General features: G+C 65.8%; 18 protein-coding genes. 3 read left to right on the forward strand and 15 right to left on the reverse strand.

What is annotated here, in order from left to right; translation table 11 throughout:
• Positions 1–16: 16 nt before the first annotated feature.
• The 3 genes from hisA to hisB all read right to left on the reverse strand — a co-directional run bounded on the left by hisA (position 17) and on the right by hisB (position 2141).
• Positions 17–745, reverse strand: coding sequence for a 1-(5-phosphoribosyl)-5-[(5-phosphoribosylamino)methylideneamino]imidazole-4-carboxamide isomerase (gene hisA, locus R3C13_RS06010; protein WP_371309912.1), 729 nt, complete (start codon positions 743–745; stop codon positions 17–19).
• A 142-nt stretch (positions 746–887) separates the two neighbouring features.
• Positions 888–1529: an imidazole glycerol phosphate synthase subunit HisH gene (hisH, locus tag R3C13_RS06015; protein WP_371309913.1), complete on the reverse strand. Its 642-nt coding sequence runs from the start codon at positions 1527–1529 to the stop codon at positions 888–890.
• 15 nt (positions 1530–1544) lie between these two features.
• On the reverse strand, positions 1545–2141 hold the full coding sequence (hisB, locus tag R3C13_RS06020) for an imidazoleglycerol-phosphate dehydratase HisB (RefSeq protein ID WP_371309914.1): 597 nt from the start codon (positions 2139–2141) through the stop codon (positions 1545–1547).
• Positions 2142–2262: 121 nt separating this feature from the next.
• Here hisB and R3C13_RS06025 point away from each other — a divergent pair, with 121 nt between their 5' ends.
• On the forward strand, positions 2263–4011 hold the full coding sequence (locus R3C13_RS06025) for a putative bifunctional diguanylate cyclase/phosphodiesterase (protein ID WP_371309915.1): 1749 nt from the start codon (positions 2263–2265) through the stop codon (positions 4009–4011).
• Here the strand turns inward: R3C13_RS06025 and R3C13_RS06030 are convergent.
• The 8 genes from R3C13_RS06030 to R3C13_RS06065 all read right to left on the reverse strand — a co-directional run bounded on the left by R3C13_RS06030 (position 4008) and on the right by R3C13_RS06065 (position 9110).
• A complete protein-coding gene (locus tag R3C13_RS06030; RefSeq protein ID WP_371309916.1) occupies positions 4008–4514 on the reverse strand; it encodes a GNAT family N-acetyltransferase in 507 nt (168 codons plus the stop codon). The two genes, R3C13_RS06025 and R3C13_RS06030, sit on opposite strands and share 4 nt — an antisense overlap.
• Before the next feature lie 11 nt (positions 4515–4525).
• Positions 4526–5035 (reverse strand): energy transducer TonB, encoded by a 510-nt coding sequence (locus R3C13_RS06035; RefSeq protein ID WP_371309917.1) that lies wholly within the window; start codon positions 5033–5035, stop codon positions 4526–4528.
• Positions 5036–5070: 35 nt separating this feature from the next.
• The gene (locus R3C13_RS06040) at positions 5071–5502 is read right to left on the reverse strand and encodes a nuclear transport factor 2 family protein (RefSeq protein WP_371309918.1); all 432 of its coding nucleotides are present in this window, start codon (positions 5500–5502) and stop codon (positions 5071–5073) included.
• Positions 5503–5586: 84 nt separating this feature from the next.
• A complete protein-coding gene (locus R3C13_RS06045) occupies positions 5587–6141 on the reverse strand; it encodes an energy transducer TonB (protein WP_371309919.1) in 555 nt (184 codons plus the stop codon).
• Between the two features lie 71 nt (positions 6142–6212).
• Complete coding sequence (locus R3C13_RS06050) at positions 6213–7268, reverse strand: CoA ester lyase (RefSeq protein WP_371309920.1); 1056 nt, start codon at positions 7266–7268, stop codon at positions 6213–6215.
• An 82-nt stretch (positions 7269–7350) separates the two neighbouring features.
• Positions 7351–7584 carry a hypothetical protein gene (locus tag R3C13_RS06055; protein WP_371309921.1) on the reverse strand — a complete coding sequence of 78 codons (234 nt, stop codon included), beginning with the start codon at positions 7582–7584 and terminating at the stop codon, positions 7351–7353.
• Positions 7585–7657: 73 nt separating this feature from the next.
• Positions 7658–8164 (reverse strand): hypothetical protein, encoded by a 507-nt coding sequence (locus tag R3C13_RS06060; RefSeq protein WP_371309922.1) that lies wholly within the window; start codon positions 8162–8164, stop codon positions 7658–7660.
• Between the two features lie 22 nt (positions 8165–8186).
• Positions 8187–9110 (reverse strand): tyrosine recombinase, encoded by a 924-nt coding sequence (locus R3C13_RS06065; protein WP_371309923.1) that lies wholly within the window; start codon positions 9108–9110, stop codon positions 8187–8189.
• Between the two features lie 133 nt (positions 9111–9243).
• Here R3C13_RS06065 and R3C13_RS06070 point away from each other — a divergent pair, with 133 nt between their 5' ends.
• Both R3C13_RS06070 and R3C13_RS06075 read left to right on the forward strand, forming a co-directional pair.
• Positions 9244–9975 carry a lysophospholipid acyltransferase family protein gene (locus tag R3C13_RS06070; RefSeq protein WP_371309924.1) on the forward strand — a complete coding sequence of 244 codons (732 nt, stop codon included), beginning with the start codon at positions 9244–9246 and terminating at the stop codon, positions 9973–9975.
• 92 nt (positions 9976–10067) lie between these two features.
• Entirely contained in the window at positions 10068–10826 is a 759-nt protein-coding gene (locus R3C13_RS06075; RefSeq protein ID WP_371309925.1) for a hypothetical protein, read from the forward strand.
• On the opposite strand, the gene R3C13_RS06080 is transcribed toward R3C13_RS06075, so the two are convergent.
• From R3C13_RS06080 to R3C13_RS06095, 4 genes are all read right to left on the reverse strand, one after another.
• Positions 10823–11281 carry a DUF2721 domain-containing protein gene (locus R3C13_RS06080; protein ID WP_371309926.1) on the reverse strand — a complete coding sequence of 153 codons (459 nt, stop codon included), beginning with the start codon at positions 11279–11281 and terminating at the stop codon, positions 10823–10825. The genes R3C13_RS06075 and R3C13_RS06080 overlap by 4 nt on opposite strands.
• A 72-nt stretch (positions 11282–11353) precedes the next feature.
• Positions 11354–13303 carry a DUF3604 domain-containing protein gene (locus tag R3C13_RS06085; protein WP_371309927.1) on the reverse strand — a complete coding sequence of 650 codons (1950 nt, stop codon included), beginning with the start codon at positions 13301–13303 and terminating at the stop codon, positions 11354–11356.
• Between the two features lie 72 nt (positions 13304–13375).
• Positions 13376–14977 carry a hypothetical protein gene (locus R3C13_RS06090; RefSeq protein WP_371309928.1) on the reverse strand — a complete coding sequence of 534 codons (1602 nt, stop codon included), beginning with the start codon at positions 14975–14977 and terminating at the stop codon, positions 13376–13378.
• A complete protein-coding gene (locus R3C13_RS06095; RefSeq protein WP_371309929.1) occupies positions 14967–15101 on the reverse strand; it encodes a hypothetical protein in 135 nt (44 codons plus the stop codon). The genes R3C13_RS06090 and R3C13_RS06095 overlap by 11 nt, the downstream gene beginning before the upstream one ends.
• Between the last annotated feature and the right edge of the window lie 59 nt (positions 15102–15160).

A 15160-nucleotide genomic window follows, 5' to 3' on the forward strand; every position in this document is an offset into this window, starting at 1 on the left:
TACGTGTGTGCCCGTCCTACCCCGCCACCTCAATCGCCTCGCTCGCCACAATATCCCCATCATAAAGTGCGCGGCCGAGGATGCAGCCGGCGATGGGGGCGCCCGAGGCCCTGAGGGCGCTTATGTCGTCCACGCTGGCGACGCCGCCGGAGGCGATGATCGGGATACGGACGGTGTTGGCCAGCTCTGCCGTGAACGGAACGTTGACGCCGGTCTTCAGGCCATCGCGGCCGATGTCGGTGGCGACGATGCCGGCGACGCCGCAGCCTTCGAAGGCCCTGGCCAGCTCGGTCGCCTTCATGTCGCTGGTCTCGGCCCAGCCTTCGACCGCCACCATGCCGTTCTTCGCGTCGATGCCGACGACGATGCGGCCGGGCAGGGCGCGGGCGGCGGCTTTCACCAGTTCCGGATCGCGCAGGGCCACGGTGCCGAGGATGACGCGGGAGACGCCGGCCTCCAGCCAGGCATCGATCTGGGCGCGCGTGCGGATGCCGCCGCCAAGCTGGACCGGCGCATCGGTGGCCTTGAGGATGGCTTCCACGGCCTCGCGGTTGACGGCCCGGCCCTCGAAGGCGCCGTTCAGGTCTACCACGTGAAGATGGGTGAAACCCGCGGCGCGGAAGGCGGCGGCCTGGGCGGCGGGGCTGTCATTGAAGACGGTCGCCTGGTCCATCTCGCCACGCAGGAGGCGGACGCACTGGCCGTCTTTCAGGTCGATGGCGGGGTAGAGGGTGAAACTGGTCATGCGGGCCTCTTAGTCTTCCCCCGCTTGCGGGGGAAGTGGGCTTTGGCGCTCGGCGCCAAAGGTCGAAGGGGGCCTTTTGCTCGAAGCCCCCCTCCGTCCGCTTCGCGGCCACCTCCCCCGCAAGCGGGGGAGGATGGAGGCGTCACGGCAGCCACTTCAGGAAGTTCGCGAGGATGGTGAGGCCCACGCCCTGGCTTTTCTCCGGGTGGAACTGGGTGCCGAAGATATTGCCGCGCGCGACAGCGGCGACGAGCGGGCGGCCATAGTCCGCCGTGGCGGCGATGTCGGCCGGGTCGTTGGGCGTCAGGGCGTAGGAATGGGTGAAGTAGACGTGCGGGTCGTCGCCCAGCCCCGCGAAGACCGGGTGGGGGCGGGGCAGGGTGAGGCCGTTCCAGCCCATATGGGGGATGCGATAGCCGGGGCCGGGCCGGATCAGGTCCACCTCGCCGCCGATCCAGTCGAGGCCCGGCGTGCGGCCGTCTTCGAGGCCCGCGGTCGCCAGCAGCTGGAGGCCGACACAGATGCCGAAAAACGGGGTTTTTGCGTCGATCACGGCCGAATTCAGCGCGTCCACGACGCCCGGAACGGCGCGAAGGCCCGCCGCGCAGTCGGCAAAATGGCCGACGCCGGGCAGCACGATACGGTCTGCGGCGGCAATGTCGGCCGGGTCTGCGGTGATCAGGATGTCATGGCCGGTGCCGGCATGGTCGGCCGCCGCGCGCAGGGCGCGGCCCGCCGAGTGCAGGTTTCCGGAGCCATAATCGATCAGCGCGACCCGTTTCATGGCCGCGCTCTTGGCCTAAAGCGAGCCCTTTGTCGAGGCGGGCTTTCCGCCGAGTTTCGGGTCCACCGCGATGGCGGCGCGCAGGGCGCGGGCGGTGGCCTTGAAGCACGACTCGGCAATGTGGTGGCAGTTCTCGCCGTACAGGTTCTCGATGTGCAGGCACATGCCGCCATTGCCGGCCAGGGCATGGAAGAACTCCTTGAAGAGCTCGGTGTCCATCTCGCCGATCTTGTCGCGCGTAAACTGTACATGCCACACCAGATACGGGCGTTTGCAGAGGTCCACGGCGGCGCGGCTCAGCGTCTCGTCCATGGGCACATAGGCATGGCCGAAGCGGGTGATGCCGGCAAAGTCGCCAAGCGCCTTGAGGATGGCCTGGCCGATGACGATGCCCGTATCCTCGACACTGTGGTGCATGTCGATATGCAGGTCGCCCTTGCAGCTCACCGTGAGGTCGATGGCCGAATGCTTGGAGAAGCTCTCCAGCATGTGGTCGAAGAAGCCGATGCCGGTGGCGATGTCGGATTTGCCGGTGCCGTCGAGACCGACGGTGACGGTGATGTCCGTTTCCTTCGTCTTGCGGGTGACTGTGGCGGTGCGGTTCTGGCTCATGGGGGCCCATATAGTGTGTAAAGCCTGCTACAGCTAGCGCACTTTGTTCACTGATTTCTAAACATATTGCCCGATGTTTCCGACGGGATTTCGCCTGAGGCGTTAGTCGAGCGAGGAAGCATTGCGCAAGCCGAACATCATTCGCCGCACGCTCGGCACGATGTCGCTGCCTGCTTTTGCAGGCGTGTTCGGGGGCTTGCTCTCTGCAGTCCTGACGGGCGGATTCATCCTTCTGGCGCAGACTTACCGCGTCCTGACGGGCATGGCGTCATGGGGCGAACTGTGGCTGCCGGGACTGGTCATGGCGGCCTTCTGCGGCGTGACGGTGGTGCTCGCCGGCATCGCCACCTTCGCGATGACGCAGACATTCCAGCGCATCCTGAAGCGGTTCCTTGCCTATCTCGAAGATGCCGACAGCGTGTCGCCCAAGGGCATGGAAATGGTTTCGCTGTCCGAACTGCGCCATCTGCGCATCGCCGTGACGCGCACCGTGCGCCGCCTGCGCCGGGAGAATGAGTCGCTGCGCCGGATCGCCTTTGTCGACACGCGCACGGGCCTGCCCAACCGGATTTCGCTGGAGCGGGAAATCGAAGCGCGCCTGCCGGCCGCAACCTATGAGGCGCCGGCCGCGTTCTTCCTGCTGGATCTCGACCAGTTCTCGCGTGCGGCCGAGCGCCTCGGCACGCATGCGACTGATACGCTGCTGCGCGCGGCGGGGGCGCGGCTGACCCAAGCGCTGGCGCGGCTCGAGGCGCCGGTCTCGGCCAGTGTCGAAGGTTCGGTTGTGGCGGCATTGCATTCCGACCAGTTCGCGATCTTCCTGCCGTCGGCGATTTCGCGCGAGAACGTGTCCTCGATCGCGCGGGCGATCCGGATTGCTTTCTCCCATCCGTTCGAGATCAACGGCCAGGTCGTCGTGCTGGGCATGTCGGGCGGGATCGTGAACGCACCGGAAGATGCAGATTCCGTTCAGAAACTGTTTCGCCATGCCGAACTGGCGCTGCGCCAGGTGCGGACGGAGTCGGCGTCCGGCTTCCGCTATTTCTCGCCGCGCCTCACACGCGTCGCGCGCGGCAAGTACATGCTGGAAGCGGAACTGCGCGAAGCTGTCACCAATCGCGAGTTCAAGGCGGTGTTCCAGCCGAAGATCGACTTTGCCACCGGCCGCATCGTGGGCGCCGAGGCGCTCGCCCGCTGGCAGCGCGCCAATGGCAAGGTGATCTCTCCGGCCGCCTTTATTCCGCTGGCGGAGGAAACCGGTCTCGTCAACCAGATCGGCGAGCAGATCCTCGAATCTGCCTGCTACTCCGCTGTCCGCTGGATGCGCGAAGGCTATGACGTGTCCGTCGCCGTCAACGTCTCGCCGCGCCAGTTCATCAGCGTCGATGTGACCGAGCTGGTGCTGGATGTGCTGAAGCGCACCGGCCTGCCGCCGGACATGCTGGAGCTGGAAATCACCGAGAGCATGGCGGTCGCCGATCCGGCGAAGGTCGCGCGCGTGATGCGGCCGCTGCGCGCGCTTGGCACAAAGCTCGCGATTGACGATTTCGGGACGGGCCATTCGAACCTGTCCATGCTGACCCAGCTGCCCTTCGATGTGTTCAAGATCGACCGCCAGTTCGTGTCGGCGCTTGAATCCGATCGTCAGGCCCCGGCCATTGTCGAGATGATCCTTGCCATGGCCGAGACGCTTGGCCTGAAGACGGTCGCCGAGGGTGTCGAAACCGAGCGGCAGGCAGAGTTCCTGTGGCGCCGCGGCTGCAGCATGGCGCAGGGCTTCCTGTATTCGCCGGGCCTGCCCTTCGACGCATTCATGGACTTCCTGCGCAAATGGGACGCCAGCAGCGTCGGCGAGCGCCGCGCAAGCTAGGCCGGAACGCGCTGGAAGACGTTGATGGCTGCGCCGCGCAGCTCTGACGGACGCCAGAACCGGTAGCCGCATTTCTCCGCAACGCGCCGAGAGGCGAGATTGCCTTCATCCACGATGCATACGGACATTCCCGGCCGGGCCTCGTCGAGCCAGGCATGGATTGCGCCGACCGTTTCGCTGGCGATGCCCCGGCCCCAGGTCGCTTTCGAAAAGGCCCAGCCGGCCTCAGGCCATTGCGAGAGGTCCGGTGTGATGCCGCGCCGGAAATCGGCAAAGCCGGCTTCGCCAAACACCTCGCCGCTGGCGCGGTCTGTCACGGTCCAGTTACCGAAGCCCTTGATGTCCCACATGCCGCGGCCGCGCGCGAGGGTGAACCAGACATCCTGCGGGCCGCGCGTCTGGCCGCCGATAAAGCGGACGACCTCGTTATCGCCCCACATCTCGGCAAGCGGCGCAAAGTCGCTTTCCTGTGCCGGGCGCAGGACCAGGCGTTCCGTTGTCAATGTGGGCGGGGTCATGAGGACAGGCAGAACTGCATCGGATAGACAACATTGTGCCGGTCATAGGGCGTGCCATCCAGTGTTCGCGGCTTGAACCGGGAGGCTGCGACGGCATTGCGGGCAGGCTGGATAAAGATCGGATTGCTGCACGCAGCGCGGATATTGCCCGCGGTTCCGCTGCTCAGAACAGTGAACTTGATCTCACAGATGCCTTCCGTCGCTGTTGCCATAGCCCATGCCGGATAGGCGGGCCGGGGCGGTGCAAGCGGAACCGCATCGATCATGATGCGCCCATCAGGAAGATGGATTTCTCCGTCGCGCTCGAGTCCTGTTGACCAGTCAATTTCCATTATTGCCGGATCGGCGGCGAATTGCTGATCCCAGTCGTCGGGATAGGTGATGAGAGCAACATCGCCATTTGGATGCCCGCACTGGACGATGCTGCCGGGTCCGGTCAGCCGGTCATCGGCGAGGTGTGACTGGTACAGAAAATAGATGCCCGCGGCCACGATCCAGCCGGTCACGGCCAGGAGGCCGAAAATCAGCGTGGCCGGGGACTTCAAGCGCCAGTCTTCATTTTCGCGAGCATGGCGCCCATGGCGGCGTGGACCTGCTGGATCGCTTTCAGCGGGCGTACCATGACCTTGAAGTCCGTGATCTGACCATCGTCGTTCCATTCGATCATGTCGACGCCGTTGACGTGGACGCCGTCCATCTCGCATTCGAATTCGAGCACGGCCTTGTCGCCGCAGTCGAAGGCGCGCGTGTAGCGGAAGGTGTCGCCGCCGAGGGTCTGGCCCGCTGCCGTGAGGTAGGCGAGCGTGATCATCTTGCCTTCCTGCGGCGTGTGCACCACGGGGCTGCGGAAGACGACCGTCTCGGCCAGCTGCCCGGCAAGGCCTTCCGGCGAATGATCGCTCTCCATCCAGTCGAACCAGCGCTGCAGGTGCGGGGTATAGCCGGTCATCGGGATCAGGTGCTGTCGTGCCATGTCGCTTCCTCCTGCGGCCATCCTAGGCGGGCGAGGGAAGGGCGGCAATCTTTCCGCAAGGTGAGTGGGCGCGGCGTTCCGCGCTCAGTCGCTGACGCAGAACTCCATCGGCATGAGAATGCCGGAGACGGGCAGCGCCTTGCCGTTGAGCGTGTAGGGCTGGAACCGAATGCTGGCGAGCGTGGCGAGGGCGTGGGGCTCGAAGTCGGGATCGGAACAGCGGGCTTCAGGTGTTTGCGGTGTGCCGGTCTCGTCGATGTCGAAGACGAGGTCGCAGACGGCGCTCTTGTTGCGGGCGGAAAGCTGGGCCGGCATAGATACGGTTCCGGCCGACACGATGGCGGGATGTTTCGGGCCGCCCAGCTTGGCGACATCGCTTTCATCGACGCGCGCCTGCATACTGGCGGGCAGGGGCGTTGCGTCCAGCCGAGCCCGCAGGGGGCCGCAGGTGTCGGCGTAAGTGTTCTGCCCGCTGCGCATGGCGTCGGTCTTTGCCTTTTCGGCATCCTCGAACGAGGCGGGGGCGGCGGGTTTGTCGAACTCGGCTGCCATGTCGGTTCCTCCGTCTTCAGGTGCAGGCGCAAGGCCGCAGGCCGAAAGGCAGGCGGCCAAGGCAAGGGTAAGGAGCGCTGCGCGCATGGGTCCGGTCTCCTCTGCCTTTTGCGGCTGTCGGGAGCCTAGCACGCAGGGGAGGCAGGAAAAGGGCCTGATTAAGCCTCGTAGGCGGCAGCGAGGTCCGGATCCTTCGCGGCGACGAGGTCGGCGAGGTCTGAGATGACCTTGGCCTGTTTCCAGGTTGCATCGTCCTGCATCTTGCCGTCGATCATGGCGACGCCCGTGCCGTCCGGCATGGCGGCGAGGATCTTGCGGGCGAATTTCACCTCATTCGGGTCCGGGCTGAACACGCGCTTGGCGATGGCGATCTGGTTCGGGTGCAGGCTCCACGTACCGGCGCAGCCGAGCAGGAAGGCGTTGCGGAACTGCTGTTCGCAGGCGTCGAGGTCGGCAATGTCGCCGAACGGGCCGTAGAAGGCGTTGATCCCGGCCATGCGGCAGGCGTCGACCATACGGGCGATGGTGTAGTGCCACGGGTCCTGCTGGGCGCTGGCGCGGGGGCTGCCGTCTTCGGTCGGGTCGTCGATGACGCGATAGAAGGGGTGGCCGCCGCCGACGCGGGTGGTCTTCATCTTGCGGTTCGCGGCGAGGTCCGCCGGGCCGAGCGAGATGCCCTGCATGCGCGGGGAGGCGAGGGCGATGTCTTCCACGCGCGCCATGCCTTCGGCGGTTTCGAGAATGGCGTGGAACAGGATCGGGCGGGTGAGGCCGGCCTTGGCCTCAAGCTGGGCGACATACTGGTCGGCGAAGTGGATGTCCCACGGGCCTTCGACCTTGGGCAGCATGATCACGTCCAGCTGGTGGCCGGCATTCAGCACCAATTGTGAGACGTCTTCCTGGAACCAGGGGGAGTTCAGGCAGTTCACGCGGCTCCAGAAGCCGGTGCCCTTGCCCTGCCAGTCATACATCTTTGCCATTTCCACGGCACCGGCACGGGCGGCGTCTTTCGCGTCGGCGGGGATGGCGTCTTCAAGGTTTGCGAGGATCACGTCCACGCCGGGGGCCATGTCCGGTACCTTGGCGCGCACCTTGTCCAGGTGCGGCGGCACGAAATGGATCATCCGCTCGAGCTTGACGGGCAGGTCCCGCATCGGCTCCGGCGCGCCGATGGCGAGCGGCTTGAAGAAATTTCGCGGCGTTTTCTGCGACATGTATCCGTCCCTGCAATTCTTTGCAGGAAGGGTTAGGACCAATGCTGCAGCGCGTCAAACGCCGTTTTGGCGCAGGACCGGCTCAGCCTTCGCTGGTCTCGTTCGCGGCGATGCGGCCCTCAGCCTGGTAGGCGCGGCGGTAGATCGCAACCGCAATGGCCGCAACACCCAGCGCCGTCACGGCCTCGCCGCCAAGGATGACGGAATTCGGGAAGTGCAGTTCCGCGAGGATCGACCAGGTGGCCGTGAAGAAGGTGAGGCCGGCAATCTCGGTCAGCAGGACCGTCGGAACGAGCGCTTTGAGGACACGGTTCATGGGTGAAGCCTTCTGTGTTCGCAGCGTTTTATATCGCGCCGGCCGGGTTTTTGCGCAATCGCGAAATCACAGATCAGCGCGAGAAGGTGTAGGCGTTGCGCCGGATGGTTTCGCCGCCCTCGTCGAAGGTGACGAGCTTGGTCCAGTTCATCCAGTCAGGGGAGAACGTGTAGACATGCTTGCAGGTGGCCGGGCGGTCATCGTCCTGGCAGGCCTCTTCCGTCACGATGACTAGCAGGTCCGCGGTTTCCGTCCGGGCAGTGACCGTCGCGCCGTCAAGGGTGCGGCCCTCATCGGTGATGAGGATTTCGCTGCTGCCGTCGGCTGAGGGTTCTTTCGGATAGTGCAGGCTGAGGGACAGGCCGCCGGGAACCGGCGCCAGCTTTGCCTCAACTGACAAAGTCACATCCCCGAAAGGCGGGCTGTAGTCGCGATAGGTGAGCGTTCCGGCCCAGTCATCGCCCGCAATCCGTTCAAGATCTGCCGTGGTGACGCGGGGCGCGTCCAGAGGAGCGAGCGTGGTGCAGGCGGGCAGGCTGGCGGCTGACAGTAGTGCGACGCAGATGAGGGAATGTTTCATGGGCGTCTCCGATCCTTCAGGATCAGATACGTACGCGCTGCGCCAATGGATGTGCGGTTTCGAGAAGTTCCGCCAGTTCGTCGGTCAGGACGTGGGTGTAGATCTGGGTCGTGGCGATGTCGGCATGGCCGAGCAGGGTCTGCACGCTGCGCAGGTCCGCGCCGCCCATCAGGAGGTGCGTCGCATAGGCATGGCGCAGGGCGTGCGGGTGTACGCGGTCCGGCCGGATGCCGGCGGTGGCGGCGAGTTCTTCCAGCAATTGCGCCAGCCGCCGGCGGGTCAGGTGGCCCGCCTTGCCGCGCGACGGGAAAACAAAGGCTTCCGAGCGGCCACGGGCAAGGCTGCCCTCCGGAAGGGTGGCCTCACGCACGGCGAGCCAGTCGGACAGGGCCGTGAGTGCCGGCTTGCCGAGCGGGCAGAGCCGTTCCTTGCCGCCCTTGCCGCGGATGATGATGTCGCGCGTCACCCAGCGGCTGCCCTTGCGCCGTGGCAGGCTGCCGAGCGTCAGCGACACAAGCTCCGTCGCGCGCAGGCCTGCGCCGTAGAGAAGTTCGACGAGGCACTTCAGGCGCAGGTCTTCGCCGCAGGTCTCGATCAGGCGCTTCATTTCCTCGCGCGAGAGCACATCAGGCACGTCGCGGCCGGGTTTCGGGCCGTCCAGCTTGGCGGTCGGGTCGTCCTTGCGGTCGCCTTCCTCGAACAGGAACCTGAAAAAGCGGCGCACGGCCGACAGCTTGCGGGCCTGAGACGACGGCGCTAGGCCACGGGCGGACAGGTCCGCCAGCCATCCGGCCAGCTCGCGCCCCGTCGCATCGGAAAGGTTGCCGCCGCAGAATTCGGAGGCGTCGAGCAGGTCGCGGCCATAGGCGTCGAGCGTATTGGCCGCTGCACCGCGCTCGGCGGACATCATTTCAAGGAAGGCTTCGATGCGGGCGCGGTCTGACATGGCCGGACTCTGCCGCAGGGAAGTTGAAAGCGCGTGAAGACGGGGAGGGATTGCTGCGGCGCACAATCACAAGTCGAGGGAAAGACAGTTTACGCGCTTTTGGGACCGGGCGTTTTCGCTTAATCCTTACCGAATGGTAGGGCCATATCTGATCCGCTATCCGCGCCGCCGGCCGGTGCGTGCCGTCCTTCGATGGATGACCGGACGGCTGATCCACCATTTCGGCCATCTCGACGTGCAGGGGATCGAGAATGTGCCGAAAACGGGCCCGGTGATCCTTGCGGCCAACCACTTCAATTTCGTCGATCCGCCGCTGATCCTTTATACCAGTCCGCGCATGGTGGAGTTCATCGGCGGGGCGGAACGGCCGAACTCGCCGCCCTGGGCCCAGATGATCCCGAAAATGTGGGGCTTCATCCGCGCCTATCGGGGCGGGTTCAGCCGCTCGACGCTGAAGCATTCCCTCGGCGTGCTGGAGCAGGGGGGCGTTCTTGGCATTTTCCCGGAAGGCGGCAGCTGGGCGACCCTGCTGCGGCCCGCGCGGCCGGGCCTTGCCTTTCTTGCGCTGCATAGCGGCGCGCAGGTGGTGCCGGTCAGCATTGCCGGGGCGGAAAACCTGCTGGGCGGCAAGAAACAGCCCGTCAAAGTCATCTTCCATCCGCCGGTCGCTGCGCCGCAGATTGCCGAAACCGGGATCGAGCGGCGCCATGCGCTCGATGCCTATGGCAGCAAGATCATGTCGATGATCGCCATGGGCCTGCCGGACAGCCAGCGCGGGCTCTACTCCAACGATCCCGAGGCGCGGGCGGCGGCGGAGGCGGTGTCGGACTATCCGTTCCACCTGCCGGAATTGCGGGGCATGTAGGGCCTCAAAAAATCTTCCAGGCCTGCATCCAAACACGGTTTCTGCTGCATCCTCACCGGAAGGCCGCGTGTGCCCTGCCCGGAGGAGAGTTCATGTTCCCGCGCCCGATCCTGTTTCCGTTCGCCTGCCTGCTGGCCGCCTGCACGACGGCGCCGCCGGCCCCCGCAGGTGTTCCTTTCGACGTCACGGGATTGCAGGCCGATCCCGGCTTTGTCGAAGCGGACGCAGATGTTGCCGCCGCGAAGGCGCAGATCGAAGCCTTCTTCGGCCGTCCGTTTGCCGAGCCGGTGCGCGTGACCATCGCCGCGGATCGTGCCGCCTTCGATGCGGTGATGCCGGCAGAGTGGGGCATGACGCCGACCCAATGCTGGATGGTGGGTGTGGGCGTCGCGGACTGGTTTGCCGTTCTCTCCCCTGCGGCGTGGGCCGGCGAGGCCTGCGAGCATGATGGCCGCGATGCAGAGGCAGTCCGCGAACTGATCGCCCATGAGCTGACCCATTCCTATCACGGGCAGAACAATCCGACCCGGGACTTTACCGGCATGGACGATATGGGCTGGTTCGTCGAAGGGCTGGCGACCTATGTCTCCGGCCAGCTGGACGGCGACCATGCAAGCGATGCGGCGGCGGCGATTGCTGCAGGGCAGGCGCCTGCCGAACTGGAAGCGGCCTGGGGCGGAAAGTACCGCTATGGCGTCAGCGGCTCGATGGTGGCCTTTATCGATGACCGTTTCGGGCGGGACGCACTGACCGCCCTGTTGCCCGCGACAAGCGAGGCGGAGCTTCTCGGCCGGCTCGGCCTGACGGAAGCCGAATTCCTTGAAAGCTGGAAAGCCTGGGTGACGGCCTAGGCGTCGCGCTTCAGCAGGACGCGGGCGACCCTCAGCGTGCGGCTCGCGATCCGGATTTCCAGGAGGAAATAGATCAGGCCTGCGACGAGCACGCTCATCGCGGCGATGAACAGGATCGAGACGGCCTGGGTCACCGGCATGTGCAGCAGCTGGCCGGTGAACAGGAGGATGATCACCACACAGACGAGCAGGGCGGCGAGCGTCGAGAGGGCAATCGCCCGGTTGATGTTGGCCATGCGCCGGTCGAGCCCGCTGAGTTCTTCGACACGAATCTTGCGCGCGTCCGCGTCGCAGGTTGCGAGGTCTGCCTCCAGCGCGCGCCAGCGGTCGACGACGCGGGCAAGGCGGTTGGCCATCACATTCAGGAAGGCGCCGATGCCGGCCAGCAGGAAGACCGGCGCAATGGCGATCTGGATGACATGGGCGATGTCTTCGGGGATGGCGACGTCAGGCATGGTCTTGCGTCCGTAGGGTGTGAACGCTCCCGCTTAGACCATGCCCGCTGATTCGTCGCCCCGCCGTTGCGCTTATTCCGGATTGTACCAGACAGGGCTGGTCCAGGCGCGCTCCTGGATGGTGGAGGGCATGTCCGGATTGGGCGGTGTGCCGTTGCGGGCCGCGTCCCAGCTGGACCAGCGGCAGGACGGGTTTTCCAGAACGCGGACATAATAGGCGGCGCGCTGCGATGGGTCGAAGGCGGGATCGTGCCAGAGCGCCTTCAGTTCGCCGACGCCGGTGCCGTCATTCGTGGAGCAGTCGGCGAGGTTGACGCTTGCGCCATTGTCCGGGCACCGATGGGTTTCGGGGTCGGGCAGGGCACCGCCGGAGCAGGCCGCATCATAGACCGTTTCGTGCGCTTCGTTTGCGGCGTCGGTCCACACCTTCACGACCTGCAGGCGCTGGAGCGGATAGGAGTAGGAGTCCCGCATCGCCCAGGCGAGGATGCCGGGCGCGGTGCCGTCGCCGCCGGACAGCTCACCGCCCTGCGGCACGCCCGCGGCATAGGCTTTCGCAACAAGGTCCGGGTCCGACAGGAGCGACGCATCGAAGCCGAAGCCTGCGAACATGCGGGCCTTGATGCGGGGGCCGGAGGTGCCGAAGGTTTCCTTGCGGCGGATCGCGTCGAAGATGGCTTCGCGGGTGTTTTCATCCGCCCACACACCGGCAAGGCCGGAGGCGCTGTACTGGCTGGCGGCCAGCAGGCGGCGCATGTCGTTCGGCCCGACCGGGATGGGTCCGTTGACTTCAACCTCCGCGACGTCCCAGGTCTTTGCGCCGTCCGGCGGAACCGAGTGGCGCGCTTCGGGGCTCGCCCCATCGGCCGGGAACTTGCCCCAGAATTTCTCCTCGATGAACGGCCCGGCGGCGATATGCGTGTCGGACGATCCGATGAAGCCGAACTTGTACGGGTTGAAGCCACCCACGCCTTGCAGGGCGAGACCGCGGCCGAGGGCGGTTCGGGCGAAATCGCCCGTATGCGGAGAAGACTTCTCGGCACTGCCGATAAAGGACTCGTAGAGTTCGAAGCCGGCCCATTCATCGTTCGGGGACAGGGAAGGGTGAGTTTCCGAGGTGCCCTTGATCTGGGTGATCTCCATGACCGGCTCGTTGCGCATCCGGGTGGTGGCATAGTCCGCTGTCAGCGCGCCGCCTTCATAGGTCTCCATGGCGAACATTTCGCCATTGGACGCGTTGGAATTGTGCGGAATGGACATGACGTCGCGGCCATCCGCGCGCTGGCCATCCATCCAGTCCCAGAGGTCTTCGGGATTGGTCGAGTCGAGCGTCGAGAAAAGCCGGTCCGGCGCCTCGCCGCGGAAGATGACATTACGGTGGAGGTTCGCCGCCGCCGGGGTCTTCGCCTCGACCACCTGGGTCATTGCGGTGAATTCATAGCCGGCAAAAGTCGTGAACTTGCCCGGTTCGTAGTGCCGGTTGGCCGCGTCGATGGCCCGGCCCCAGGCGGAATCGATCACATCGCGATCGTAGATTTCCTCGACCTCTTCGCCGGTAACGATGGTGATGCCGACATTCTGGAAGGATTGTCCCGGATTGACGGCGTCCGGGCCGAATACGGATTTCGCAAAGTCGGTCTGGGACAGGGCTGAGCCCGGCGTCGCCATCACGGGCAGGATGCCCATGTATTCGCCATGGTCGGTGACGGCGAGGAAATCGAGCGGGCCGCTTTCAAGCTGGATGTCATAGCCCGCTTCGATGTGGAGCTTTTCGCCCTTGGCGAAGCGGTAGGCATCGTCCGGCGTCGCGCGGACGTTCGCGATGAAGGCGTCGAAGGACTGCCCGGTGTGGACGTGCAGGTCGCCAAACAGCGCGACACGGGCCGAAGGGTCGGCAGGCGCGTCCATTGTGACGGCCGGTTCCGCAGCCGCGAGGGTCTCTTTTGCTGCGTCGGTGCTGGTGTCCGTGCCGCAGGCTGCCAGCACAAACAGTGAAGCGCTCGCCAGTGCGAGATGTTTCATGGATTTTCCTCCCCTGTAATATTTTCAGGGAGCATCGGCCTCCCGGCAGCAGAGATCAAGCGGCAGGGGAATTTATTTCTGGGTCTTCCAGTAGCCGGTCGCCTCAAGGGCCAGCGTCCGGGCGAGATCCTCCGCCCCGACACGCCGCAATGCCTCGACGAGGATGGCAAGGTCTGCCGGATCGAATTTCGACGGGTCGCCCGCGGTCAGTTCCAGCGTGGAGAGGATGGTTTCGGCCGTCGCGCCGGAACGTGTGGCAGCGAGGACCGACATGACCTTGCCGGGGGCGAGCGCCTTGCCCGGTGCTTCGCTTTCCTTCGCGATAAAGGCGCGGCCATCGGAGGGCGCCGTCGTGTAGAAGGCCGACCAGAGCATCATGACCCGCGCGGCGGCGCGCTTCTCGCTCGCGGTCTTTGCTGTCTCCATCAGGCGTTCGGTGACCGCCGCAACCGACCGGTTGCCGGTATTTGAACCGGCCAGAACCACAAGCGCGTCGATCCAGGCGGTTTCGAAGGCGGGCAGGCCCGACTCTTCCAGCTTGATGGCGCTGGTCCAGCGATTGGCTTCACGGGCATTGCCGGCGGCGATGCAGGCGCGTGCGAAGGTCAGGGCAAAGGGCGCCGTGTCCGGCTCGACCTGCAGGCGGGCAAGGTCGGGGGCGAGCAGGCGGGAAATGGCGGCAAAGCGGGCTGCGTCGCCAGAGGCATCTTTCAGGGCGGCGGCCAGCGCGGCGGCCTTTTCCGGCGTTTCGCGGAACGCATCGGCTGAGGTGAAATAGGCCTTGTCGAGCGCGGTTGCCTGCACATAGCCGTCGGCGGCGAGCGCGGAATTATAGGCGGTGCGGTGTTCGTCGGCCGTCAGCAGTCCGGCCGCGGCGGCGATGTTGGCTGCCTTCACGCGCAGGACCGGCGGGGTCAGCTTCTGCCGGGCCATCGCGGCGGCGACATCCGGGCGTCCGGGGTCGCCGCCCTTGGCCGGAGCGGCAAGGTTTGCCCGGAAGGACATGGCGAGGTCGATCCCGGAATCGAATTTGGCTGTCGGCGGATTCGGCATCTCGCCGGAGGCGGCGAACACGGCGTTCAGCAGCCAGCTGTCCTCGACGCCCTGCGACCGGGCCATTTCGATCGCGAGTTCGGCCCCGGACGTGTTGCCGGCCAGGGCGGCGCAGACGGCGCGCAGCTTTGCCCAATAGGCGCTGTCATGCCCGTCCTGGCCGACGCCGGCACAGGCGGTCGCCTGATTGCCCATGGCAAGGTTGAGGTCCGCGGCGGTTTCGGCAGGGTCGAGACCGGGGGGAGGGGTTTCCAGCCGGCCCATCAGGGCGGCGGCGGCCGAGGCTTCGCCAAGCTCGAACGCAATGCGGGCCCGTTCGGCCAGCATTTCATCTTTTTCCTCGCCCGCCGGGGCCAGGGCCGGGGAGAGAACCATGCGGCGCAGCAAGGCGCGCTCGGCGGGCGTGAGGCCCTTGGTGCGGACCTCCCGCAGCATTGGCAACAGGTCTTCCGTGCGCGCGCCGCGCCACATGGCGGTCTGGAAGGGGGTGTCGCTCTGCTCCAGGAAGCCGAGGCCCCAGGGGTCGACCTGTCCGAGGGCGCTGTCCTCGATCTGTGCGCCAGCCGGCCCGGCGAGGCAGGCCGCCAGCAGCGCTGCGCAAAGCCCCTGCCTAGACCACATCTTCCACCTCGATCCTGATTTCGCCCGGCGCAGGCTTGCCTTTTTCTGCCTGGGTTCCCAGCCACCACAGGCCCGCAACCGCAAGAACGGCTACGATTGCGAGCAGGATGAGGAATTTGCGCATGTCTTGGCTTCCCTGGGTTGTATTCTAACATCTGCGGGCCAACGTTCACGCATTGCGAA

Source organism: Hyphomonas sp., assembly GCF_041398385.1.
GTDB lineage: Bacteria > Pseudomonadota > Alphaproteobacteria > Caulobacterales > Hyphomonadaceae > Hyphomonas.